The organism is Arthrobacter sp. TJ-254, assembly GCF_058269175.1.
In genome coordinates, this window is sequence record NZ_JBZCNF010000003.1 from 409,085 (window position 1) to 430,423 (window position 21,339).

19 protein-coding genes are annotated in these 21,339 nt (G+C 68.3%); 8 read left to right on the top strand and 11 right to left on the bottom strand.

Translation table 11 applies throughout. From position 1 onward, the window contains the following. Positions 1–47: 47 nt before the first annotated feature. On the bottom strand, positions 48–1,475 hold the full coding sequence (locus AC4D14_RS10525) for a GH1 family beta-glucosidase (RefSeq protein WP_490902389.1): 1,428 nt from the start codon (positions 1,473–1,475) through the stop codon (positions 48–50). Positions 1,476–1,791: 316 nt separating this feature from the next. Between AC4D14_RS10525 and AC4D14_RS10530 the strand changes: the two genes are divergently transcribed. Continuing rightward, positions 1,792–1,947, top strand: a complete 156-nt coding sequence (locus AC4D14_RS10530; protein ID WP_490902078.1) for a hypothetical protein — start codon at positions 1,792–1,794, stop codon at positions 1,945–1,947. A gap of 55 nt (positions 1,948–2,002) precedes the next feature. Here AC4D14_RS10530 and AC4D14_RS10535 read toward each other — a convergent pair whose 3' ends face one another. Then, on the bottom strand, positions 2,003–2,215 hold the full coding sequence (locus AC4D14_RS10535) for a hypothetical protein (protein WP_490902079.1): 213 nt from the start codon (positions 2,213–2,215) through the stop codon (positions 2,003–2,005). 184 nt (positions 2,216–2,399) lie between these two features. Here AC4D14_RS10535 and AC4D14_RS10540 point away from each other — a divergent pair, with 184 nt between their 5' ends. Further along, a complete protein-coding gene (locus AC4D14_RS10540; RefSeq protein WP_490902081.1) occupies positions 2,400–2,642 on the top strand; it encodes a hypothetical protein in 243 nt (80 codons plus the stop codon). A gap of 194 nt (positions 2,643–2,836) precedes the next feature. After that, positions 2,837–3,385 (top strand): heme-degrading domain-containing protein, encoded by a 549-nt coding sequence (locus AC4D14_RS10545; RefSeq protein WP_490902083.1) that lies wholly within the window; start codon positions 2,837–2,839, stop codon positions 3,383–3,385. 193 nt (positions 3,386–3,578) lie between these two features. Here the strand turns inward: AC4D14_RS10545 and AC4D14_RS10550 are convergent, their stop codons facing one another. After that, complete coding sequence (locus AC4D14_RS10550; protein WP_490902085.1) at positions 3,579–4,214, bottom strand: ScbR family autoregulator-binding transcription factor; 636 nt, start codon at positions 4,212–4,214, stop codon at positions 3,579–3,581. 383 nt (positions 4,215–4,597) lie between these two features. Between AC4D14_RS10550 and AC4D14_RS10555 the strand changes: the two genes are divergently transcribed. Together AC4D14_RS10555 and AC4D14_RS10560 are read left to right on the top strand one after the other, a co-directional pair. Next, on the top strand, positions 4,598–6,658 hold the full coding sequence (locus tag AC4D14_RS10555; protein WP_490902087.1) for a putative bifunctional diguanylate cyclase/phosphodiesterase: 2,061 nt from the start codon (positions 4,598–4,600) through the stop codon (positions 6,656–6,658). A gap of 32 nt (positions 6,659–6,690) precedes the next feature. Further along, complete coding sequence (locus tag AC4D14_RS10560; protein ID WP_490902089.1) at positions 6,691–7,899, top strand: AI-2E family transporter; 1,209 nt, start codon at positions 6,691–6,693, stop codon at positions 7,897–7,899. On the opposite strand, the gene AC4D14_RS10565 is transcribed toward AC4D14_RS10560, so the two are convergent. Then, on the bottom strand, positions 7,896–8,300 hold the full coding sequence (locus AC4D14_RS10565; protein ID WP_490902091.1) for a hypothetical protein: 405 nt from the start codon (positions 8,298–8,300) through the stop codon (positions 7,896–7,898). The two genes, AC4D14_RS10560 and AC4D14_RS10565, sit on opposite strands and share 4 nt — an antisense overlap. 133 nt (positions 8,301–8,433) lie before the next feature. Then, the gene (locus AC4D14_RS10570) at positions 8,434–9,639 is read right to left on the bottom strand and encodes a GGDEF domain-containing protein (RefSeq protein ID WP_490902093.1); all 1,206 of its coding nucleotides are present in this window, start codon (positions 9,637–9,639) and stop codon (positions 8,434–8,436) included. A gap of 199 nt (positions 9,640–9,838) precedes the next feature. Here AC4D14_RS10570 and AC4D14_RS10575 point away from each other — a divergent pair, with 199 nt between their 5' ends. After that, on the top strand, positions 9,839–11,110 hold the full coding sequence (locus AC4D14_RS10575) for a glycosyltransferase 87 family protein (protein WP_490902095.1): 1,272 nt from the start codon (positions 9,839–9,841) through the stop codon (positions 11,108–11,110). On the opposite strand, the gene AC4D14_RS10580 is transcribed toward AC4D14_RS10575, so the two are convergent. The 4 genes from AC4D14_RS10580 to AC4D14_RS10595 form a co-directional block, all read right to left on the bottom strand. Continuing rightward, complete coding sequence (locus AC4D14_RS10580; RefSeq protein ID WP_490902097.1) at positions 11,107–12,042, bottom strand: NAD-dependent epimerase/dehydratase family protein; 936 nt, start codon at positions 12,040–12,042, stop codon at positions 11,107–11,109. The genes AC4D14_RS10575 and AC4D14_RS10580 overlap by 4 nt on opposite strands. A gap of 116 nt (positions 12,043–12,158) precedes the next feature. Beyond that, a complete protein-coding gene (locus AC4D14_RS10585; protein WP_490902098.1) occupies positions 12,159–13,004 on the bottom strand; it encodes an NAD-dependent epimerase/dehydratase family protein in 846 nt (281 codons plus the stop codon). Between the two features lie 10 nt (positions 13,005–13,014). Continuing rightward, entirely contained in the window at positions 13,015–14,835 is a 1,821-nt protein-coding gene (gene glsA, locus AC4D14_RS10590) for a glutaminase A (RefSeq protein ID WP_490902100.1), read from the bottom strand. Positions 14,836–14,990: 155 nt separating this feature from the next. Then, positions 14,991–16,433 (bottom strand): APC family permease, encoded by a 1,443-nt coding sequence (locus AC4D14_RS10595; protein ID WP_490902102.1) that lies wholly within the window; start codon positions 16,431–16,433, stop codon positions 14,991–14,993. Between the two features lie 446 nt (positions 16,434–16,879). Here AC4D14_RS10595 and AC4D14_RS10600 point away from each other — a divergent pair, with 446 nt between their 5' ends. After that, positions 16,880–17,539 carry a pentapeptide repeat-containing protein gene (locus tag AC4D14_RS10600; RefSeq protein WP_490902104.1) on the top strand — a complete coding sequence of 220 codons (660 nt, stop codon included), beginning with the start codon at positions 16,880–16,882 and terminating at the stop codon, positions 17,537–17,539. Between the two features lie 156 nt (positions 17,540–17,695). Here AC4D14_RS10600 and AC4D14_RS10605 read toward each other — a convergent pair whose 3' ends face one another. Together AC4D14_RS10605 and AC4D14_RS10610 are read right to left on the bottom strand one after the other, a co-directional pair. Continuing rightward, positions 17,696–18,646 carry a CPBP family intramembrane glutamic endopeptidase gene (locus AC4D14_RS10605; protein ID WP_490902105.1) on the bottom strand — a complete coding sequence of 317 codons (951 nt, stop codon included), beginning with the start codon at positions 18,644–18,646 and terminating at the stop codon, positions 17,696–17,698. A gap of 3 nt (positions 18,647–18,649) precedes the next feature. Beyond that, complete coding sequence (locus AC4D14_RS10610) at positions 18,650–19,354, bottom strand: YoaK family protein (RefSeq protein ID WP_490902107.1); 705 nt, start codon at positions 19,352–19,354, stop codon at positions 18,650–18,652. Between the two features lie 139 nt (positions 19,355–19,493). On the opposite strand from AC4D14_RS10610, the gene AC4D14_RS10615 reads away from it, so the two are divergent. Then, positions 19,494–21,296, top strand: a complete 1,803-nt coding sequence (locus tag AC4D14_RS10615; protein WP_490902110.1) for a gamma-glutamyltransferase family protein — start codon at positions 19,494–19,496, stop codon at positions 21,294–21,296. Positions 21,297–21,339 lie beyond the last annotated feature (43 nt).

Consider the following 21,339-nt stretch of genomic DNA (forward strand, 5'->3'; position numbering starts at 1 on the left):
CCCGGAGCGGGCGCCAACGCTGCTGTAACGCAGCGCCCGCCGGTGATTCAGGCGCTTCCCGAGCCTGCCCGGGCCTCGGCAATGACACGGCTGTAGGCGATTCCGCTGTCCTTGACCGTCCTGGCCAGCGTCTCATAATCGACCCGGACGATGCCGAACCGCTTGCCATAGCCCCAGGACCACTCGAAGTTATCGAGCAGCGACCAGACGAAGTAGCCGCGCACGTCGGCCCCTTCTGAGATGGCACGGCTGACCGCATCGATATGGTCGAGGATGAACTGGGTGCGTTCGGTGTCGTGGACGGCGCCGTCGGCGCTGACCTCGTCGTCGTAGGCCGCACCGTTCTCGGTGACATACAGCGGAGGCAGGGTCTCGTATTCCTTCCCGAGGCGCACCAGCAGGTGGCGCAGCCCGTCGGGGTTAACTTCCCAGTTCATCGCGGTGCGCGGAAGGCCCCGGCTGGGAAATGCGATGTGCTCCGCGCCGATCCACGGTGAGGCCGCCGCGCGCTCGGTTCCGCCGGAGTGGCCGTCGCTGCCGGCGTCGTCGGCGTGGCCGCTGATCAGGTCGTCGTGGTAGTGGTTGACGCCCAGGAAATCGAGGGGGGCGCCGATGAGCTCGAGGTCGCCCGGCCGGATGAGCCCGGAAAGCCCGAAGGGCTCGAGGTCGCGCAGCGTGTCCTCGGGGTAGGCGCCGCGCAGGATCGGATCGAGGAAGATCCGGTTCTGCAGCGAATCGAAGAGGCGGGCCGCTTCAAGGTCCGCCGGATCGGCGGGGTCGCGCGGAATCGAATTGCTCAGGTTTAGGGTGATGCCGAGGTTCTGGGCGCCGAGGGAGCGCAGTTCCTTCACGGCCAGGCCGTGTGCGAGATGCTGGTGATGCACTGCGGCAATCGCAGCCCGCGGCTCCTGGCGGCCGGGTGCGTGGACTCCCGATCCGTAGCCCAGCAGCGAGGAGCAGAAGGGCTCGTTGAACGTCGTCCAGTGCTGCACCCTGTCGCCGAGGGCCGAGTGGACGTCGGCCGCGTAGTCGATGAAGCGGTAGGCGGTGTCGCGGTTCGCCCAGCCGCCCTTCTCTTCGAGCGCCTGGGGCAGGTCCCAGTGGGAGAGGGTCAGCCAAGGCAGGATGCCGGCCTCAAGCAGTTCATCGACAAGCCGGGAGTAGAAGTCGAGTCCGACCGGGTTAGCGGCGCGGTCACCGGGCCGCACGCGGGCCCAGCTCGTGGAGAACCGGTAGGACCCCAGGCCCAGCTCCTTCATCAGGCGCACATCTTCGGGCATGCGGTGGTAGTGGTCGACGGCCGTCTCGAGGTTGTCGCCCTTTGCGACCGCGCCCGGAACACGGGCGAAGGCGTCCCAGACCGAATCCTCCTTGCCGCCCTCGTGACCTGCCCCTTCGACCTGGGCCGCGGCTGTGGCCGAACCCCAGAGGAAGCCGGTGGGCCAGTCGGTCCGTTCGTGGTGTTCCTGCGGCATTGACCCTTCACTGCTCCTTGCATGATGTCCTGAAACGAGTTCCTTCCCGGCGGCGGCGAAAAGCACGAGCAGCGAACGAGCAGCGAGCACGGCCCCGGCGAGGATGATCGAATAGCCAACATACCGCGCCAACCGCTGCCGGCTCGGCGCCGTCTGGAGGGCGGGGTGCCCGTGTCGACCACTATGACGGGCGGCAGCTTAACGCCCCCGCTAGGCCCTGCGGCCGGTCACCGCAACTCCGAATCGTTTTGGCGCCGCCGCTCGCACCTGCCCGGGATGGCGTTTAATTGCAGGACCAGCGCGGAGGAGAAATGCAATGAACCCAGTGTGTCCGTCCTGCGGGGCTTCGATGCAGGAACTTCCCGAAAGCCAGTGGCCAGCCGCCGGCCCCGTCCCCGAAGGCGCTATCGCGCTGTACCAGTGCGAAGGGAACCACCGGGTGATCGTCGCCGAACCAGCCATCCAGGGTTAGGCGCCGCACAGGGCGGGGTGATCCGCCCCGCAATGCGCCCGCCGATGCCCGGGCCTCAACTGCGCTCGCGGATGATCCTGTCGATCTCGTCGCGCAGGGCCGTCGCCTCATCAAGGGTCAGCTCAAGTTCGGCGTCCTGCTCAACCCAGCCTATTTTGAGCACCTCGTCGCCGTCCGAACCGGAAAGTCCCACGGCCAGGGCGCGTCCCCGCGGCCGGGTGATGTCGCCGATGATCATTTCCCCGCCGTCGTCCTCAGCGACCGCCATGATGCCCGCCCTTCTGCGGCTGCGCGCCGCAATCCAGTAGGACGGGCACGAGCGCGGCGCTCGCGCCGGCCCCGTTCCGACCGGTTGCTCAGCACCATGCTACTCAGCCCGGCGACCCGCGGGGGAGTGCCGGTGATGGGGAAAAGTCGTGGCCGGGGCCGGGGGCGGAGCCTAGGATGGGAACGTGATCCGCCGACGCACCGTCGGCGGGCGCAGGCGAACAGGGGAGCACGTCATGGGCCTGGGTAACAGAATTCTCAATGCAGCCGGGCGGTTCGCGGGCCGAAGCGGAACCACCTCGGGCACGACCGGCACCCGCCGGCCACGCACCGGTGGCGTCGGCCGCACCGGAGGAACCGGCCGGGGCGGTGTGAGCAGCGGAGGCGGGCTCAGCGGAATCCTGCGCGGCGTCCTTAAGCGCCGGTAGGGTTCACCGCGTCGTCAGCGCCTCCCGGGCGGGGTGGACTTCACCCCGCCCGGGAGGAGCTGACTACCACCGCATCGGCTTCACGGCGGACGGCGCCGGCACCTCGGAGCCGCTCCTGGGAATAGCCGTCAACGTCGTACGTCTGGTGCGCTGAGGCCTTCTGCGCCGAAGCCGGACGGGAGTAGGTTGGTGAAATGCAGACACCCAGCGCAGATTCCCCGAACGCCAACCCCGTATTCGAGCCCGATGCCTGGCAGGAGCAGCCGGAGGCCGCGCTGGTCGGCCTCATCGGCCGGATCGAATCCGAAATCGCCGAGCTGCAGTTTCCGCGGTTCACCCCCGAGGACGCGCTCGCCCTCGGACTCCTGCTGGTCGAGCTTGGCAACGAGCGGAACCTGCCCATAGCCATCGATATCAGCAGGGGCGAGCACGTGGTGTTCCACGTTGCCCTGGCTGGAGCGACTCTCGACAATGACCTGTGGCTGCGGGCGAAGCGCCGCACGGCGGTGCGCTACGGCGAGCCGTCCCTGCTCGTTGGATTGCGCGCCCGCCGCAACGGCGGGCGGATCGACAACAACCCCATGTTCGACCAGGGCGTGTATGCCGCCCACGGCGGCGCCTTCCCCCTTTACGTGCGCGGGGTGGGGCCGGTGGCGACCGTGACGGTGTCGGGACTGCCCCAGATGGATGACCACGATCTGGTGGTCGAGGCGCTGAGGTCCCGGCACGCGGAACTGGACTAACGGCGCCAGGAAGGCTGGTCGGGATCCGATGGTGGCGGACGTGCCCGGGCCCGATTAGCCAGGCGCCGGGCACGGCCACCGGCAGGAACGTCGGTTCCCGGGCTCGCCGCTTCCCCCACGGAGCGGCAAGGACCTAGCCGACGACAAGCGTAAGCGTCAGTGGCACGAATAACAAACCGTCCGACCGGTTTGTCTAGGTCCCTTCGGTAGTGAGTCCGGCTAGGACATTGCTGTCCCCCAGGTGTGCCTCGGCGAGAACCCCCGGCAGGAGGATCGCCCACATCTCTTCAATGCGCCGCATCACATCCTCCCGGGCGGTGAGGATGTTCGAGACCATCTGGACGCCGGTGAATGCGGCAACAAGCAGGCGCGCGAAGACAGCTGCGTCAAGGGAGGGGCGCAGGTAGCCCTCGGTCTGCGCAGTGGCGGAGAGCCGTTCCATGCTGTTCACCCAGTCCTGGTACGGCGCCGCGACGTCGGCCCCGAACGCGGTTGCCTCAAAGGTGAGCCTGACTCCTGCCCGCACGATCGGTTCGTGGAGGAGGTCCTGTCCGAAGCCGCGGGTGATCAGGATCATCGCGACGAGCGCCGGGTGGCCCTGGCTGAGGATCGGTTCGGAGTGCTTCATTGCGAAGGCATGCTGTTCCTCGATGACGGCCTGGGCCAGCGCTTCCTTGGAGGCGAAATGGAAGTACAGTGCGCCCTTTGTCACCCCGGCCTCGTCGGCGACCCGGGCGAGCGAGGTCAGACCGTAGCCCTGAACCTCGAAGACCGACGCCGCCCCCGCGATGATCGCCTGCCGCGTTGCCCTTGCGCGTTCCTGGGTCATCGAATCCTCATGCCGGTCGCCCGGGCGGTACCGGCGGCAGGGTTTCGGGGCGGTCGGCCCATGGCGTGCTCATTCGTCGATCTTCCCAGCCGGGGACCCCGGGTGTCATGTTGGGCCGTCCTGCGAAGTGGTCCATCGAGCCAACCTGGACATTCGAAATAACGTCTTTCCCATCTGTATCACCTGTTGTGCATATACGGCTGAGGGAAATGGGGCTAGCATGCCAATAGCTATCTTGGGGAAAGGCGCAGTGTCGCGCCGCGCGGTGCCGTCTCAACGGGGCAGTGCGTGGATGGACTGCGCTTTGTAGAGGGGGACTACACAGCATGCACTTGCGCCATGGACCGCGCTTTGGCGACGGTGATCTGCCGCACGACCTTTTCATGAGGGCCCTTGAGGCCACCTCCGAACTATCCCTCATCACCGACGCGTCGGAGAAAATCCTCCACGTCACCGACTCCTTCACTCGCATCACCGGCTACACGCGCGGCGACGTCCTGGGACGCAACTGCCGCATGCTCCAGGGGCAGGGAACCGACCCCGACACGAGGGCCGCGATCCGCCTCGCCCTCGCGGCCGGCGAGGTGTTCCAGGGCGAGATCCTCAACTACCGCAAGGACGGTTCGGCGTTCTGGAACATGCTCGCCATCACCCCGCTTCGATCCAAGGGTGGCGGGGTGACCCACTACGTCAGCACCCAGCGGGACATCAACACGAGGATGGCGCTCCACGAACAACTGCGCTTCCAGGCCCTCCACGACCCGGTGACGGGACTGCCGAACCGCGTGGCGATGAACGAGCACCTCGCCGAACTCGTCGCCGGCGGCTCCCGGGCGGAGGTCACCGCCGCCGTCGGCATGATCGACCTCGACGACTTTCGTGCCGTCAACAACACCTTCGGGCATGAGGCGGGCGACCAGCTCCTCAAGGAGTGGGCGGTCCGGATGCAGGCCCAGCTGCGCGACGAGGATTTCCTCGGCCGGATGGGCGGCGACGAGTTCATCGTGGTGCTCGGTGGCATAAGCCGTGCCAGCGCCGAGGAAAGCCTGACGCGCATCCTCGAACGGCTTTCCTACGCCGTCCAGGTTCCCTTCGCAGTCGGAGACCGCAGCGTCACCGTCGGCATGAGCATGGGCCTCGCCCTGTTCCCTCAGGACGGTTTCGATACGGCCACGCTGCTCAGGAGCGCCGACGAATCGTTGTACTGGGTGAAAAAGCGCAAGCGGGAACGGAACCGCTGGTGGGCACTTGCGCCGGAGTCCGGCGCGGTGCCCGTTGGAGTTCCTGCCGGTTCGGGACCTGCCTCCGCCGCGGCAACTCCTTCGAGGACCGCCGCCGCCCCTGCTGCGCCTGAAGAGCCGGCGGCTATTCAGGACCGGGACGAGGAGGACGGCGGAGCGCTCGAGGAATACCGGGCCGCCCTCTATGGAGGCGGGCTGTGCATCAACCTGCAGCCGGTCATCGACCTGCGCGACGGGTCGGTCCACCTCTTCGAAGCCCTTGCGCGCCTCCGGCTCCCGAGCGGGCGGGTACTGCGGCCGGCGGGGTTCCTCCGCTATCTGAGCGACGCCGACCTTGATTTCGTATTCGCGACGGTCCTCGATCAATCGCTCGCCCGCCTCGCCGGCTGGGACGCCGTCGGTCTTTCCTATAACGTGTCGGTCAACCTGCCCCCGACCACCCTGCTCGACCCGGGCTCGCCGGGGCTGATCCGGGCGGCGCTGGAGCGGCACAACATCGCCCCTCACCGGCTGGGCCTTGAGCTGCTCGAATCGCAGACCCTTGAATGGGACATCCAGCGCGACGCGCTGAACCAGCTCGTTGACCTCGGGGTGGGCCTTGCCATGGACGACCTCGGCGGCGGCTACAGCAGCCTCAAACGGCTTTCCTCGCTTCCGTTCAACGCGATCAAGCTCGACCAGGACCTGCTCGCCGAGATCCGCAGGAAACCCACCGAAACCCTTGGCCTCGTCGCGACGCTGATCCAGATGGGCAGGGACTTCGGCATGAACGTGGTGGTCGAGGGCCTTGAGGATGAGGGGATCGCCGAGGCCGTCACCGTGCTGGGAGCACCGCTGGGCCAGGGCTACTACTTCGCGCGGCCGCTGCTTCCGGGCGACGCCGCGGGCTGGGTGGAAAGCTTTGAGCTTCCCGTGCGCATCGACTCCTTCAGGACCTTCCTTGGTGCCCTCGCCTACCACTGGCAGTTTGCGCGCCTCGGTTCGCCCCACCCCCGCGCACTTCCCGAATGCCCGCTGACCGTGTTCCTCTCGGGCATGCAGGTCGGGGCCAACGTGAACCGGTGGCATGCCCAGCAGCACGACGCGAAAGCGGCCTACGCCGGTGCCGGCCGGCTCCTCGTGGACTGGCTGGTGCAGCAGATCCACAGCGGCGTTGGGGAGGCCGGGCGCCTCGAGGCCGCCGCGCAGTACTCCCGCCGCTGACCCAGCGCGCCCGATAGGGCAGGATGAGGGAGGTGACTTCCAACAGCTTCAACGCCGACGAAACGCCGGGGCAGGGTGGGGAGCTTCGCCCGCCGGCCCAGGCGCGCCCGCGCCGCTTCCGCCGGCGCGCCTTCGCGAGCGGTCTCAGCGCGGCCGCCGCGTGGACCGCGCGCGGAATCGTTGTCCTTGCGGGTCTGGTCATCCTCTGGCTCGTCATCCGGGCCCTGTGGTCGGTTGTCCTGCCCGGGCTGCTGGCCCTGCTGCTCGCCTCAATCCTGTGGCCACCGAACCGGATCGCACGGCGGATCCTGCCCAACGCACTCGCCGCCCTCGTCTCCGTGCTGGGGTTCCTCGCCCTCGTCGGCGGGATAGGGCTCCTGGTGGTTCCCTCGGCCGCCTCCGGAACCCGGGAACTCATCATCCTTTCGCGCGGAACCCTTACCGACCTCAGCAAGTTCGTCGCCGGTCCGCCCCTGAACCTTGAGAATGCCGACCTGATCAACGTGTTCGACGCTGCCGTGGACCAGGCGCAGGCCCACACCGGGGAAATCATCACCGGAATCACCTCGGGGCTCGGTACCCTCACCTCCGGGGCGGTCGTGCTCCTGCTGACAATCGTCTTCGCCTTCTTCTGCCTCAAGGACGGCGACCGCTTCCTGGCATGGACAAGCAGGTGGACGAACTCACAGGCCTTCACGCATGCGGCGCACGTCTCCCGCGATTCCTGGCAGACCCTTTCCGTCTTCATCGCGGCACAGGCGGCGGTTGCGCTTGTCGACGCAGTGTTCATCGGCCTCGGCCTTTGGCTGCTCGACATCCCGCTGGCGCTGCCGCTGGCGGTCCTGATTTTCTTTGGCGCGTTCATCCCCATCGTCGGTGCCATCGCCACGGGTCTGCTCGCCACGGTTGTGGCGCTCCTCGCCCACGGCTGGGTCACCGCATTGATCGTCCTGGCGCTGGTGATTGTGGTCCAGCAACTTGAAAGCGTGCTGCTGCAGCCGATGCTGGTCGGCAGGACATTGAAGATCCATCCGGCCGTGGTGCTCGCTTCGGTGACTGCCGGCGGCACCCTCTTCGGGATCGTCGGGGCGTTCCTGGCCGTGCCAACCACTGCCGTGTGCATCGTCGTGCTGCGGTACCTGCGGGATCTGTCCCTCGAGAACCAGCCGGCCACCTCCGGCCGTGCAGACCCGCCGCCCGGGGGCGCCTCACCTGCCGGGCCCGATCCCGCCGCCGTTTAACCGTCCAGCCGGCCGTCCCGGCTCGGCGCCGCTTGGGTGCCGGTGCTGCCCGGGAACTCCCGCGCATGGCGGAGCTGCTCGTTGAGCTCGCTGATCGCCTGATGGTGTGACTCGAGGATCCAGCCCCACGAGCCGGGAGGGGCTGCGGCCGCCGCCTCGAGCAGACCGGCCCCGGGTCCCAGGCCCCACTCCTCGGCAACCCCCGCGAGCTCGATGTCCCGGGCCAGGCGGATCAGCCCAAGCGCCTCGCCTGCTTCGCCGCCTTCTGCCTGGTGCGGGGCGGGATCACCGGCCGGCCGGCCCGCGGCGCCGGACCGGTTCCGTTCCTCGGCTGCGGCGAGAAGCAGTTCAAGGGCCTGGCGCTCACGCCACAGCAGGACCGAAAGCTCGGTTGCGCCCATGGTTCAGCTTCCCTGCCGACGGCAGACGTGCCGGAGCGCGGCCAGTGCGATCAACTGCAGGACCTCCGAAGTGGCGGGACGGGTAATGCGCGGCATCGGGCCTTCCGCTGGGCGGGCGCCCGACTGCCGTGAACTATAGCAGCCGGCCGGTTGGCCGTGGGTGGGCGGCCGTATCCGGCGCGGTCCTCCCGCCGTCGTCGGCAGCGGCGTGTGCGGCGCGGTCCCGGCCTGCGGATTTCGCCTCATAGAGCGCTGCGTCGGCCCGTGCAATGACCGACTCAAGATCGGTTGTCCCCGGTCCGATCTCCGCGATGCCGTAACTCGCGGTGGGCAGCCGGAAGCGCCCCGGCAGCTGCAGAGTGTGGAGGTGGGCGCTGATCTGCGCGGTGAGGGTCTCGGCGCGGTCGGCGGCGGCGCCGGGAAGCAGCAGGACGAACTCCTCTCCGCCGTAGCGGCCAACAAGGTCCGTTGAGCGGACGGTCCGCGTGCAGGCTTCGGCGAAGGACCGGATCGCCTCGTCCCCTGCGGCATGGCCGTAGGTGTCGTTGACCGCCTTGAAGTGGTCGAGGTCGGCGAGGATGAGGGAACCGGTGGTCCCGGCCTGGCGCATCCGCTGAAGGTCGATCTCGGCAAGGTCGAGGAAACACGCACGGTTGAGCAGCCCGGTCAGGCCGTCCTGGGTGGCGCGCAGCTGCAGGGCCCGTGTCGCCTGCTCATTGCTCAGGGCCGTCATGCTGAAGGAGACAACCACAAGCAACGTCAGCGTGATGAGTGTTGTCACGGACGAGCCGAAGTACGTCTGAAAGGTCCTGCCGTCTGCGCCGTCTACAACGAATGCAACACATCGTCCCGAGTAGAAAACGGCAAGGAGGCCCGAACCGACGGCCATGGGCCGCTGGATGGGTTCCCGCGCCAGGGGAGTGCGCCACATTTCCGACGAGGCGAGCCCCATGAGCAGGGCCATGAGGCCCAGGAACACCATCCCTCCGGCCCAGTCGTTCACCGCAGGCTGGTCAAGGGCCGAAGCGACGGCGGCTCCGGCGGGTCCGGCTGCGAGCTGCCAGACCTTCGGCCGGGTTGTCCTCAGGGTGCGCGCGCCGGCCCAGACACTTGCAGCTCCGGCAACGAGCATGCTGTTCGCGGCGGGGTTGGCCCACCACTGGTGGGCCGTGCCGTCCAGGAGGTACAGGGAGGCCCCGGCGAGGAACAGGGCGATCGCCAGACACCACCACGCGCTGTACTTCGACCGGGTGCGGCGGTACGCCAGGAGGTAGAACAGGACAAGCAGGGTGAACGCGACAACGCTGAAAGTGATCCGCAGGGTGGCCGTATCGAGCATCGTTGTTTTGCCTCCCCTTGGCTTCACTTTTCGGAAGAAGCGTAACCCAAGGGTCGAGGAAGACCGGGGAGCGGCGCCGCGCGCCAGGTACGCGTGCGGGGCGGTGGATTGCGGGGAGATGACCGGGAAAATTTCCCGCGGGCGCCCGGTGGATGAAAGACTGGGCGGCGCCGTATCAACCCGCCACCCGAGGAGTTCCGTGCGACTGCGACTGCCGAGTCCCGCCACTCGAAACCGCCGATCTTCGGTATGGCTCTTCTTCGCCCTCATCCATGCCGGCTTCCTTGCCCGCCTGCTGCCCTTCATCCTCACCGGGGGAGTCCTCAGCGACATCAACTTCTACCGGGACTGGGCGTACCAGGGGTTCAATGGCGGAGCATGGGAGGGAATCGACACGGCCTGGGTCTACCCGGTCGGTGCGCTGCTTCCGATGCTCGTGGCAACCGTCTTCGGCCCGTCCCTCTACCAGCTGGCGTGGTTCGGGATGTTCGCCGCGCTCAACGCCGCGGGCACCGCGGCGCTGCTCCGCTACTCCGGCCCCCGCGGGTACACGGCCGCCTACTGGTGGCTCACCGCCACCGCCCTGCTGGGCCCGGTCGCCGTCGGCCGCCTCGACGGCCTGACCGCCCCCCTGGTGATCGTGGGCATGCTGCTCGTTGCCTCCCGCCCCTTCATTGCCTCGCTGATCCTCAGCGCGGCCACCTGGATCAAGGTCTGGCCCGCCGCCGTCGTTCTCACGGCCCTCATCGTCAGCCCGCGGCGGTGGCGGATCCTGCTCGCGGGCACCGCGCTTTCGGCCGCAATCGCGGCGCTCGTCGCCGCTGCGGGGGACCTGCGCAACATCACGGGGTTCCTTCAGGCCCAGGGCGAGCGGGGAATGCAGCTCGAGGCACCCCTGACGACGCCGGGGCTGTGGCAGGCGATCGTCGGCAGCTCGGGCGCGCACGTCTATGACAACGACGCCATCAACACGGCGGAAATCCGCGGGGCGCTCAGCGACACCGTCGCGGCGCTCATGAGCCCGCTTCTGGCCGTCGCCGTCCTGGTCATCGCCGGCCTGGTCATCGCCGCCCAGCGGCGCGGCGCACCTGTCGCGCCCCTGCTCGCCGTCGGGGCCCTGGCGCTCGTGGCGACCCTCGTGGTGTTCAACAAGGTGGGTTCACCCCAGTTCATGCTGTGGATCGCGGCGGTGATCGGGGCGGGGCTGGTCCTCGACGAGCCAAGGAACTGGCGCTACCCGGCCATCGCGATGCTCTTCACCGCCGGGCTCACAACCGTCGTCTACCCGATCTTCTACGACACCCTGCGCTTTGAACTCAATGCCGCCGTGGCCGTCCTGCTCACCCTGCGGAACCTCCTGGTGATCAGCATCTTCGCGTGGTCGGTGCGCGCGCTCTGGGGCCTGGCGCGGGCGAGCGCGGCGCAGCCGGAGCCTCGGCAGGCCGCACGCCGGGGCCTGCTTCCGGGCTAGGCGGCGCTGCGGGCCCGCCACCAGGCGATTGTGGCACGGGCCGCGTCGTCAAGCGGTGTCGGGGCAAGGCCCAGCAGGTCTTCCGTGAACCGCGAGTCCATCACGAAGGGACGCTCGAACTGGTAGAGCATCTCCGCAAGTTCGCGCATCGACGGCTGGAAGCGCCCGATGAGGCGGACCAGCCAGCCGGGAACCGCCCCGAGCCGTGGCGCGGGCACGCCGGCAGCCGCGGCGAAGGCCTCGATCATGCCGCGCTGCGTGAGCGCGGGGAGGGTGGGTGCGTGAAGGACGCTGTTCCATGCGTCCTTCCGTGATGCGGCGGTAATCATCGCCGCCGCAAGATCGGGCACGTAGGTGAAGGAGTGGGGCACATCGAGGCTGCCGATCACAGTGATGCGCCGCCCGGCGAGCACGGAGGGGACAACCCGCTCGCCCATGTGGGAGTTGAGCGCACGGGGCCCGAAGAAGTCCGAAGCGACAACGCTGACCGTCGGGGTCGCTGACGCCTCGCGGGCCTGAAGGAGCCGTGCCCGGACTCCCCGCTTTCCGGTCGACGCATTGCGCGGCCCGGATTCGGTCAACACCTCCTCCGGCCTGTCGTACGAATAGAGGCTTTCGGGGAAGACGACGACGGCGTCCTCCCTGCCCGCGGCTTCAAGCACCACCGCCTCGGCGCGGGGAAGCTCCTTCTCCCACACTGCGGCCGAGTAGGACGAGCCGTGGATGCAGTGGAAGACGGCCGAGGCTCCACCGAGGGCCGGCTCGAGCGCTGCGGGATCGGAGACGTCGACGATGAGGCGCTCGATGAGGGGGTGTTCAGGGCCGCTGCCGGAGCGCGTCAGGATCCGGACCCGCTTGCCGCTTCCGGCGAGGCGCAGCGCCACCGTCGAGCCGACGGGGCCCGCCCCGGTTACTACCTGTACTTCGGCCACGATGGGTTTCCGTTCTGGAGGAAAGGCGAGGGTACTGCCCTCCCTCAAGGATGCTCCCGCGGGATGCTCCCGTCGTCTACTTCTTCCTCCAAGTGTCCGGCCGGTACAGGGCAGGCCTACGGGTGCCTGACGCCCTCTCCGGCAAGCACGGCCCGGTACCCTTCGCGGTACGTGGGGTAGGTGAAGCCGAACCCCGTGGCGCGCAGCAGGGCGCTGCTGCAGCGTTTGTCGCCGCCGCGGGTCGTGCTCGTCGGCCCGGACGAGGGTACGGGGAGCCGCAGTTCTCCGGCGAGGAAGACAAGCACCTCTCCGAGGTCAACGGGCAGTTCATCGGTGCCCAGGTAGATGCGCGCCGGGTCGGACACCGCCGTGGCGAGGTGGACAATTGCCGCTGCCGCGTCGTCGCGGTGGATGCGGTTTGTCCACTGGACGGTCTCGGGAAGCACCGCCCTCCCGCTTCGCACCTGGTCGATCAGCCGGGTGCGTCCGGGCCCGTAGATCCCGGAGAGCCGCAGCACCAGGGCGGCGCGATGGCGTTCGAGCAGGAGCGTCTCTGCTTCCCGGAGGATTTTTCCCGTCGGGCTGCCCGGCTCCGCCGGTGAGTCCTCGGTGACCCACCCGCCGCCGAAGTCTCCGTACACGGCGGTTGAGGAGACGAAGATGATGCGTTCCGGGTTCACCCCGTCGCGCTCCAGCGCGTCGAGGACATTGGCGGTGGCATCGACATAGGCCGCCCGGTAGGCCGCCTCGGTGCGCTCGCCGGCGGCCGTCGCGATGACGACCACGCTTGTGTCCTCCGGAATCGGGGGAAGGGTTCCCGTCAGGTCGACCGCCGCCCCCTCAAGCGCTGCGGGCAGCTTCCCCGGGGAGCGCCTCCAGCCAAGCACCCGGTCCCCGGCGGAGGCGAAGCGCAGCCCGGCCTCGGTGCCGAGGTCACCGCACCCTGCAATGAGCACTGTCATTTTCCGTCTCCTATCCTTCTGCCCGGATCCGCACGGCGGTTTCGCGCAGGTAGAGATCAACCCGGGTGTAGGCGTCGCGGGTGAGGGCCTTCCACAGCTCGACGGCGAGCACGGGGTCCTCCTCCTCGATCCCGCGGATTGCGTCGGCAGTGAGCACTTTCAGCCGGACCTTCCCCAGCGCCTTCACCGTTGTCTCCTGCCGGTCGGCGCTGCCCAGGGCCAGTTCACCGAAGGTCATTCCCGCACTCAGCGTCGTCAGTTTGACGCGTCCGCCCGACGGGCCGGGGACCGAGGATTCGATCTTTCCGGAGAGGATGAAGAACACTCCGCCGAAGCGCTGGCCCACGCGGCGGATGATGTCCCGGTCGGCGTAGGTGCGGTCCTCCATCCGCCGGGCGAGGGCGTCGACGCTCTCGGCGCTGAGCGGGCTCAGGGCCGGGCAGTCGCGGATGTCGACCTCGTCGGGCAGGCAATGCTCGTCGCCGTAGAGCCGGATGAGTTCGTTCTCGCACCACTCGACGGCGGCGGTGCGCGTGTTGAAGGTCGGGACGCTGCGGTCGACGTCCTTGAAGGTCTCAGCGAGATTGCCCTCGGCGTCGATCAGGACCAGTTCCCGGTCCGCGGCCACGAGCGCCTCCCGCGCCTCGGCCAGCAGGCGCAGCGACACCCCGGCCACCTCGTCGACGCGGCGGAGGTCGAGGATCACCAGCGCGACGTCGTCGTCAAGGTTGCTCAGTTCGCGGACCATCGATTCGGTGCCGGCGAAGAGCAGGTCGCCGTTGAGTTCGATGACCCGGACGCGGTGTCCGTGTTCGCGCAGGATGTCCATCGCCTCGTCGTTGCGGCGGATGCCGGAGGGGGCCCCGGTGATGTCGTACGTGGAGCGGATGGCCGAGCGGCCGGTGCGTGCGGCGCGCACGAAGTGCAGTTCCATGTCGCGGGAGAGCCGCTGGCTTGTGGCCATGCCGCGTACGCTGCTTCCGTGCTCGTCCAGCGGCGGGGAGTACACGGCAAGGCCCACCTGCCCGGGCAGCACGGCGATCGTTCCGCCGCCGACGCCGCTCTTGGCCGGCATGCCGACCGTGCTGATCCACGATCCGGCGTCGTCGTACATGCCGCACGTGGTCATGACGGAAAGGACCCGCTCGATTTCCGTGATGTCCAGGACCTGCTTGCCGGAGAGCGGGTTGCGGCCCGCATTGGCGAGCGTTGCGGCCATGATCGAAAGGTCGAGGCAGTTGACCAGGACCGAGCACTGGCGGAAGTAGTCGGCAATCACCGGCGTGGGGTCCGACTCGATGATGTTGAAGGACCGCAGCAGGTAGGCAAGGGCGCGGTTGCGGTGGCCGTGTTCGAGCTCGGACTCGAAGATCTCCTCGTTGACGCTGAGCTGGCGTCCGGCGAAGGCCGAGTAGGTGTTGAGGATGCGCTTGAAGCGGTTGTTCCCGCCGGCGGAGCGCACGAGCGACGTCGCGGTGAGGGCTCCGGCGTTGATCATGGCGTTCGCGGGGCGGCCGGTGCCCTCGGCGAGGGAGATTTCGTTGAAGGAATCCCCGGACGGCTCGACGTCGACCTTGGCGTCGACGGCGTCGAGCCCAAGGTCGGCAAGGGCAAGCCCGTACGTGAACGGCTTGGAGATTGACTGGATGGTGAACTCGTCGCGGGTATCGCCGACCTCGTACGTGTATCCGTCGACGGTGGTGAGGCAGATCCCGAAGTTGTTGGGGTCGACGTTCGCCATGGCCGGGATGGTGCTGTACGGCTTCCCGTCCTTCAGCTCCGCGATCTCCTGGTGGATCCGTTGAAGATAGCTTTCGATCGGCGATTCCATGGTTTCAACCCTATGGCACCGGGCAGCCTGGCCTTGAACGCGCCCGTTTGCGACTGGCGCACCCGGATGCGACGGACGCACCCGATATTCCGGGTGCGCGAGTCGTTTTCCGGTGCGGTGGGCGTCCTCGGGTGGGGCGTCGGTGCTGTGGCCGGTTACCGGCCGCGTTCGGCCAGGCGTTCAAGCAGCCGCTCTTCGGCATGCTCGCCGGGCTCGATGCCCGCGGGGATGCGGAACAGGAAGAACAGTCCGAGCACCCACCACAGGCCAAAGAGGATCCACGGCGGCGGAGTGAGCGAGGCGGGCATGCCGGGCAGATAGAGGCTCAACAACCCGATGCACAGGACGACGGCGGCCCAACCGATGATCAGCCCGCCGGGGCCGTTTCCTCCGACGCGCAGCGGCCGTTCCATTCCCGGGTCCGTGCGGCGGAGAATCACGAAGACGAGCGAGACGAGGATGTACGCAAGGACGATGCTTGGCGAGCCGGAGTCGACGAGCCAGCCGAGCATCTGCTCGCCGAAGAACGGCGCGAGAAACGACAACGCTCCGATGAAGAGCAGGGCGTTGGCGGGCGTCCGGTATTTGGGGTGGAGGACGCCGAACCAGCCCGGAAGCATCCCGGAGCGGGCCATCGAGTACATGAGGCGGGAGGCGCCGAGGAGCAGTGAATTCCAGGAGGTCAGGATTCCGGCAATGCCGCCGGCGATGAGCACCTTGGCCATGAAGTCGGAGCCGAACATCGCGCCCATCGCATCTGCTGTAGCGATGTCGGCGTTGGCGAGGTCTCCGGCCGGCATTGCCGAGGATGTGGTGAGAATGGTCATGACATACCAGATCGTCGCCAGGATTACCGCGATCACGACGAGGCGGCCAATCTGGCGGGCGGGGATTTTCACCTCTTCGGCCGACTGGGGAATCACATCGAAGCCGATGAACAGGAAGGGCACCACGACGAGGACGCCGAAGAACCCGGCGAAGCCCCCGGTGAACAGGGGTTCCATGTTGGCAACAGATCCGCCGGTGAAGGATCCAAGGACGAGGATCGCTCCGATGATCAGCAGGAACAGCACAACGAAGGTCTGGGCGACACCGGCCAGTTTCACCCCGAGGATGTTCACCCCGGTGATCACCACGGCGGCAACCGCGCCGACCAGGGCCCAGGTGAGGTGGACCTGATAGCCCGCGACCTCCCAGAGCGGAATCTGGCTCAGGTTCGGGAAGAGGTACTCGGCGGTGCGTGGAAGCGCCACGGCTTCGAAGGCGACGATTGTGACGTATCCGCCGGTGATCGCCCACGACCCGATGAAGGACCAGCGCGGGCCCATGCCGCGCAGGAGGAAGTTGTGTTCGCCTCCGGCCTTGGGCATCGCGGCGGTCAGTTCGGCGTAGGTGAGACCGACAACGCCCATGATTACCCCGCCGGTCAGCATGGCAAGGACGGCCCCGAGTGTGCCTGCGGAGGTGATCCAGTCCCCGGTGAGGACAACCCAGCCGAAGCCGATCATTGCGCCGAAGCCGAGGGCCAGGGCGTCCCAGTTGCCGAGGACTTTGAGAAGTGAAGCGTCTTCTTGCCCTGCTTGAGGTGCTGCCGACATGTCCGACACCTTCCGTGCGTGGTTTCCGCTCCGCAGCCTTCGCCGAGTGGCAGGGCACCGATCCTATCGAGGGTCGGGTGCGGGCGCCATAGGCAATGCGGCACCAGCCGGGTACCTGCCGGAGAGTTCGAGCGCAGCGGAATACGACGAGCGCGCCCGAATGCGACGGGCGCATCCGGGAAACCGGGCGCGCCCGTCGCAATCGGGCGCGGCGGCCGGGACGGGATGCGGCGTCGGGGCGTTGGGGCCCGTGGCGGGTGCAGGGTGCGGCGTCGGCGCTGGGACCGCCCGCAACTTGCAGCGTCGGGCGTTGGGACGGGGTGCGGATGGCGGCACCGGCGCTGGGCCGGTCGGCGCTTGCAGCTAAACTGCTTCATCCGGCTGCATCAGACCGGAGACCCGCACAAGGAATCCACGCACACCCAATCCCAAGGAACGAAGACGGTATGGCGAAGAGCGCAACCAAGCCCCCACGCATCGACGCCCTGGTGCTTCGCGGCCTGACGGAGGTCGAGGGTGCCCTGCCCGATGCCGGGGACACCCGCGAAGCTGAGCTCTACCGGCGGACGGAGCTGGCCGGCAGGGACCTGACCGGCGTCAGCTTCAGCGAATGCGCCCTCGAAGGGGTCTCCCTGAACGACACCCAGCTGCGCGGCGCCCGATTCCGGGAATGCCGGTTCACCGAGCTGTTCGCCCCGGTCTTCATGGCTTCCCGCAGCAGCTGGCGCGACGTCGTGCTCGAGGGCACCCGCTGGGGATCCGCCGAGCTGTACGACAGCGTCCTTGAATCGGTGCGCATCAGCGGCGGCAAGCTCGACTTCGTCAACCTGCGCGGCTCGACCCTCACCGACGTCGAGATCACCGACTGCATCATCGGCGACCTCGACCTGAGCGAGGTGAAGGGGGTTCGGGTGGCACTGCGCAACTGCCGGATCGGAACGCTCACGCTCTCCGGGAGCCGGCTGCGCGACGTCGACCTCCGCACCACCGACTTCCGGGCCGTCACAGGGATCGAAGGGCTCGGCGGCGTCACAATCGACGAGTACCAGCTCGGAGTCCTCGCGCCCTTCCTCGCCGAAAGCCTTGGCCTCCGCGTCGAAGGCTAAGGTACGGAAGGCTGAGATTCGGAAGGCGCGACGTCAGCTGCCCTTCCAGAGCCGCGCATCCTCGGCGGATTGGGCGCAGCTGGCGGGACGCAGCTGACGGGGCGGAGGTGACCGGCGCACCGAGCACGGCGCGGATCGCGCCCGTGAAGGCACGGGTCAGTACCGGGGACCGCCCGGTTCGAGGTACGTCGGAGCCGGAGTCCACGGCGGCGGGAGGGCCGGGCGGGTGCGTTCGAGGCGCGCGGACATCCGCACCACCACCGCAGCGAAGATCCCCAGTGTGAGCACCGAGACGATCAGGGCCGCAGGGGAGCCCTCCTTGGCGTTGATGTCCACCAACCCCAAGGCGCCGAGCAGGAAGATGAATGAGTTGTTGATGGTGTGGGCCGCAATTGCCGCCTCAAGACCGCCCGTGCGCCAGGTGATCCATCCCGCGAAAATGGCGAACAGGGCGACGTCGGTCTGGCCCAGGGGGTCGTATCCGTGCCCAAGCACGAACAGTGGGACCGGCAGCAGAATGGCGAACGCCGGGTGGCGCAGCCAGCTGCCGATCGTCTGCATCAGGTAGCCGCGGAACACGTATTCTTCGGCTGCCGCCTGGAACGGGACCAGGAAGATGGTCAGCGCGGCCATGAGGGCGAAGCGCGACTGCGAGAACTCTGGTGTGGTCCCGGGCTGTCCCGGCAGCGGCGCAAGGAGGAACGAGAGCCCGAAACTGAGCGCGTAGATCAGCGCCGCAACCGCAAAGCAGCGTCCGAGCCAGCCCCAGCGAAGGCTTCCGCGCACCGACGAGAAGAGCCCGATCGGCCGGGGCCCGGTAATGAGGGCGGCCAGGGCAAGGGCCGGAATCATGAGGACGAGCGAGATGAGGGTAAACGCGAAAACCAGCGGGTCGTTGAGGTCGAGGGCCTCAAGCCGGTCCGCGTAGGGGGCCGGGCCCTCCGGGCGGGTGAAGGCGACAATGATGCCCACAAGGAGCACGAACAGCATGAAGAAGAGGTAGAACACGACCCCGAGCAGGCCCGTGAGCAGGGGCTTCCACCACCGGTAGCCGGCCCAGGAGCGGGTCAGGCGGTGGTAGGGGTAATCGGAAACTGGCTGCTGCATCCCTTAACCGTAGTGCCGCACCGGCTGCTCCCGCGCCGCCGCCCGGGAATCTTTGACGTAACGCACATGGCCGACGATCGTCACGATGCTCGAGAGCAGCGCGGACAGGGCAATGCCGACCCACAGATCGATCGTGAGTGCCGCGGCGCCCGCAACAGCACCCAGGAGGATCAGCACGATGGCGGCGGACCGCCGGGCCCAGTACGGGCTCTTGCCTCCGGCCAGGCGGGAATCGGAGGCCAGCCCGGTGATCGTCGATGTCACGACGACGGTGGTGATCTCGGCGACCTTCAAGCGTTTCGCCGACGCGGCCTGGATGCCCATCAGCAGTCCCAGGACCGAGGTGGTGATGCTGCCGAGGAGTTCGACGGCCTGCACATCGGTGCTTCCGACGAACACCGCGAGCCCGACGGTGCCAAGGGCCACTGCACCGAGGGTGGCGGAGGTGCGCCCGGTCCAGCCTTCGGGCGCGTGGCGCAGCACCCGGCCCGCCAGTGCCGCACCAATCATGAAGAAGATGAGCGCGAGCGCGGGCCGGAGGATGGGCAGTTCCGCCGCTCCAGCGAACGCCATGCCAAGGAGAACCACATTGCCGGTCATGTTGCCCGTGAACACGCGGTCGAGCCCCAGATAGCCCACCGCGTCGATGACACCGGTCGAGAAGGTGAGCACCAGCATCAGCACGAGGTTCAGGCGATCGGTCGACACTGCTGAACGCTTCACCAACACGGCCTCCGGCTGAATCCTTGAACGGAATGTATCCAAAGCATATCGTCGGACGAGCAATGCTCTTTTGAAACTCGAATCGGGGGTGAGCGCTTCCGGCTCCACGCAGGAAGTTGGCGAAATGCCGTACACCCCACCGCCCGCCTTCACCACCCGTCCCACCCTGCAGGGAACCTTCGGGATGAGCGCGTCAACGCACTGGCTGGCGACGGCGTCGGCCCAGGCCGTGCTTGAGCGCGGCGGCAATGCCTTCGACGCAGCGGTGGCCGGCGCCTTCGTCCTCCACGTCGTCGAACCCCACCTCAACGGGCCCGGCGGTGACATGACGGGCATCTTCGCGACGGCAGAGGCGCCGTCGTCCCCCGTGGTGCTGATGGGTCAGGGCCCTGCGCCAGCCGCGGCAACCCGCGGGCACTACCTCGCCGAAGGCCTCGAACTCGTCCCCGGCGCCGGGGCGCTGGCGGCCGCCGTGCCGGGTGCCGTCGACGCGTGGCTGGTGCTGCTTCGGGACCACGGCACCTGGGACCTGGATCAGGTGCTCGCCTTCGCGATCGGCTACGCCCGGGACGGTCACCCCGTGCTGGGGAGGGTCGGGGCAACAATCGCGGCCGTCGCCGAACTGTTCATCGAACACTGGCCCACCTCGGCCGCCCTGTGGCTGCCCCAGGGCAGGCCCCCGGCCGAGGGCGAAATCATGAAGAACGAGGCGTACGCCAGGGTGCTTGAGCGGCTTGCGGCCGCGGGCGACGGCGGAAGGCGTGATCGGATCGATGCGGCCCGCAGGCTGTGGCGGACGGGATTCGTCGCGGAAGCGGCCGTCGAGTTCCTTTCCACACCGCACCGGCATTCCTCCGGAACCGACCATGCCGGGGTGATGAGCCGTGAGGACTTCGCCGGGTTCGAGGCCGGCTTTGAAGCGGCAGTGACGTTCGATTTCCGCGGATACACGCTCGCCAAGACGGGGCCCTGGGGGCAGGGCCCGGCGCTGCTGCAGACCCTCGCGATCCTGAACGGGTTTCCGGACGAGTACCTTGACCCCTCAACAGCTCTCGGCGCCCACACGATCCTCGAAGCCCAGAAGCTCGCATACGCCGACCGGGAGGCCTACTACGGAGACGCGGAGGTCCCGCTGGAGTACCTCCTCTCCGGGGAGTACGCCTCCCAGCGCAGGGCACTGATCGGTGAGCGGGCCTCACACGAGTACCGGCCCGGAACCGTGCCCGGGCAGGTGCCGTTCACGCCGCCGCTGCGCACCTCCTACGCTCCACCCGCCGCGGGAAGGGGCGAAGGTTTCGCGGGGGCGGGGGAGCCAACCGTTTCGCGCAGCGGAGAGACCCGCGGCGACACCTGCCACATCGACGTCGTCGACCGGTGGGGCAACATGGTCTCCGCGACCCCCAGCGGCGGCTGGCTGCAGTCCTCCCCCGCCATTCCCGAGCTGGGTTTCTGCCTCGGCACGCGCCTGCAGATGACCTGGCTCGAGGACGGCGCCCCGTCGACGCTGCGACCGGGCAGGCGCCCGCGCACCACCCTGACGCCCACGCTCGTGCTCCGGGAGGGCCGTGCCGTCGCGGCGCTTGGCTCGCCCGGCGGTGACCAGCAGGACCAGTGGCAGCTGCTCTACCTGCTGCGAACGATCGTCGGCGGCTATTCGCCGCAGGAGGCGATCGACGCCCCGAGCCTCCACACCACATCGCTCCCGGGATCCTTCTGGCCGAGGACCTGGGAGCCCGGCGGCGCGGTCGTCGAGGACCGCCTCGGCGACGCGGTGATTGCCGAGCTCGAACGGCGCGGCCATGTTGTGACGCGGGCGGGAGATTGGGCCCTCGGCCGGCTGTCCTGCGTCGGCGCCGACCCGGTGACGGGGGTGCTCAGCGCAGCGGCGAACCCGCGCGGGAACCAGGGGTATGCCGCAGGACGCTGAGGCCGCCTCCACGGGCAGGGGGGCCAAGCCGCGGAGGCGGCTT

What these genes read in the sequence shown, in the direction of transcription:
- AC4D14_RS10570 (WP_490902093.1), bottom strand. Translation starts at nt 9,639, where the DNA reads ATGCTCGATACGGCCACCCTGCGGATCACTTTCAGCGTTGTCGCGTTC.
- AC4D14_RS10555 (WP_490902087.1), top strand. Translation starts at nt 4,598, where the DNA reads ATGAGGGCCCTTGAGGCCACCTCCGAACTATCCCTCATCACCGACGCG.
- AC4D14_RS10585 (WP_490902098.1), bottom strand. Translation starts at nt 13,004, where the DNA reads ATGACAGTGCTCATTGCAGGGTGCGGTGACCTCGGCACCGAGGCCGGG.
- AC4D14_RS10615 (WP_490902110.1), top strand. Translation starts at nt 19,494, where the DNA reads ATGCCGTACACCCCACCGCCCGCCTTCACCACCCGTCCCACCCTGCAG.
- AC4D14_RS10605 (WP_490902105.1), bottom strand. Translation starts at nt 18,646, where the DNA reads ATGCAGCAGCCAGTTTCCGATTACCCCTACCACCGCCTGACCCGCTCC.
- AC4D14_RS10530 (WP_490902078.1), top strand. Translation starts at nt 1,792, where the DNA reads ATGAACCCAGTGTGTCCGTCCTGCGGGGCTTCGATGCAGGAACTTCCC.
- AC4D14_RS10595 (WP_490902102.1), bottom strand. Translation starts at nt 16,433, where the DNA reads ATGTCGGCAGCACCTCAAGCAGGGCAAGAAGACGCTTCACTTCTCAAA.
- AC4D14_RS10535 (WP_490902079.1), bottom strand. Translation starts at nt 2,215, where the DNA reads ATGGCGGTCGCTGAGGACGACGGCGGGGAAATGATCATCGGCGACATC.
- glsA (WP_490902100.1), bottom strand. Translation starts at nt 14,835, where the DNA reads ATGGAATCGCCGATCGAAAGCTATCTTCAACGGATCCACCAGGAGATC.
- AC4D14_RS10600 (WP_490902104.1), top strand. Translation starts at nt 16,880, where the DNA reads ATGGCGAAGAGCGCAACCAAGCCCCCACGCATCGACGCCCTGGTGCTT.
- AC4D14_RS10545 (WP_490902083.1), top strand. Translation starts at nt 2,837, where the DNA reads ATGCAGACACCCAGCGCAGATTCCCCGAACGCCAACCCCGTATTCGAG.
- AC4D14_RS10565 (WP_490902091.1), bottom strand. Translation starts at nt 8,300, where the DNA reads ATGGGCGCAACCGAGCTTTCGGTCCTGCTGTGGCGTGAGCGCCAGGCC.
- AC4D14_RS10550 (WP_490902085.1), bottom strand. Translation starts at nt 4,214, where the DNA reads ATGACCCAGGAACGCGCAAGGGCAACGCGGCAGGCGATCATCGCGGGG.
- AC4D14_RS10525 (WP_490902389.1), bottom strand. Translation starts at nt 1,475, where the DNA reads ATGCCGCAGGAACACCACGAACGGACCGACTGGCCCACCGGCTTCCTC.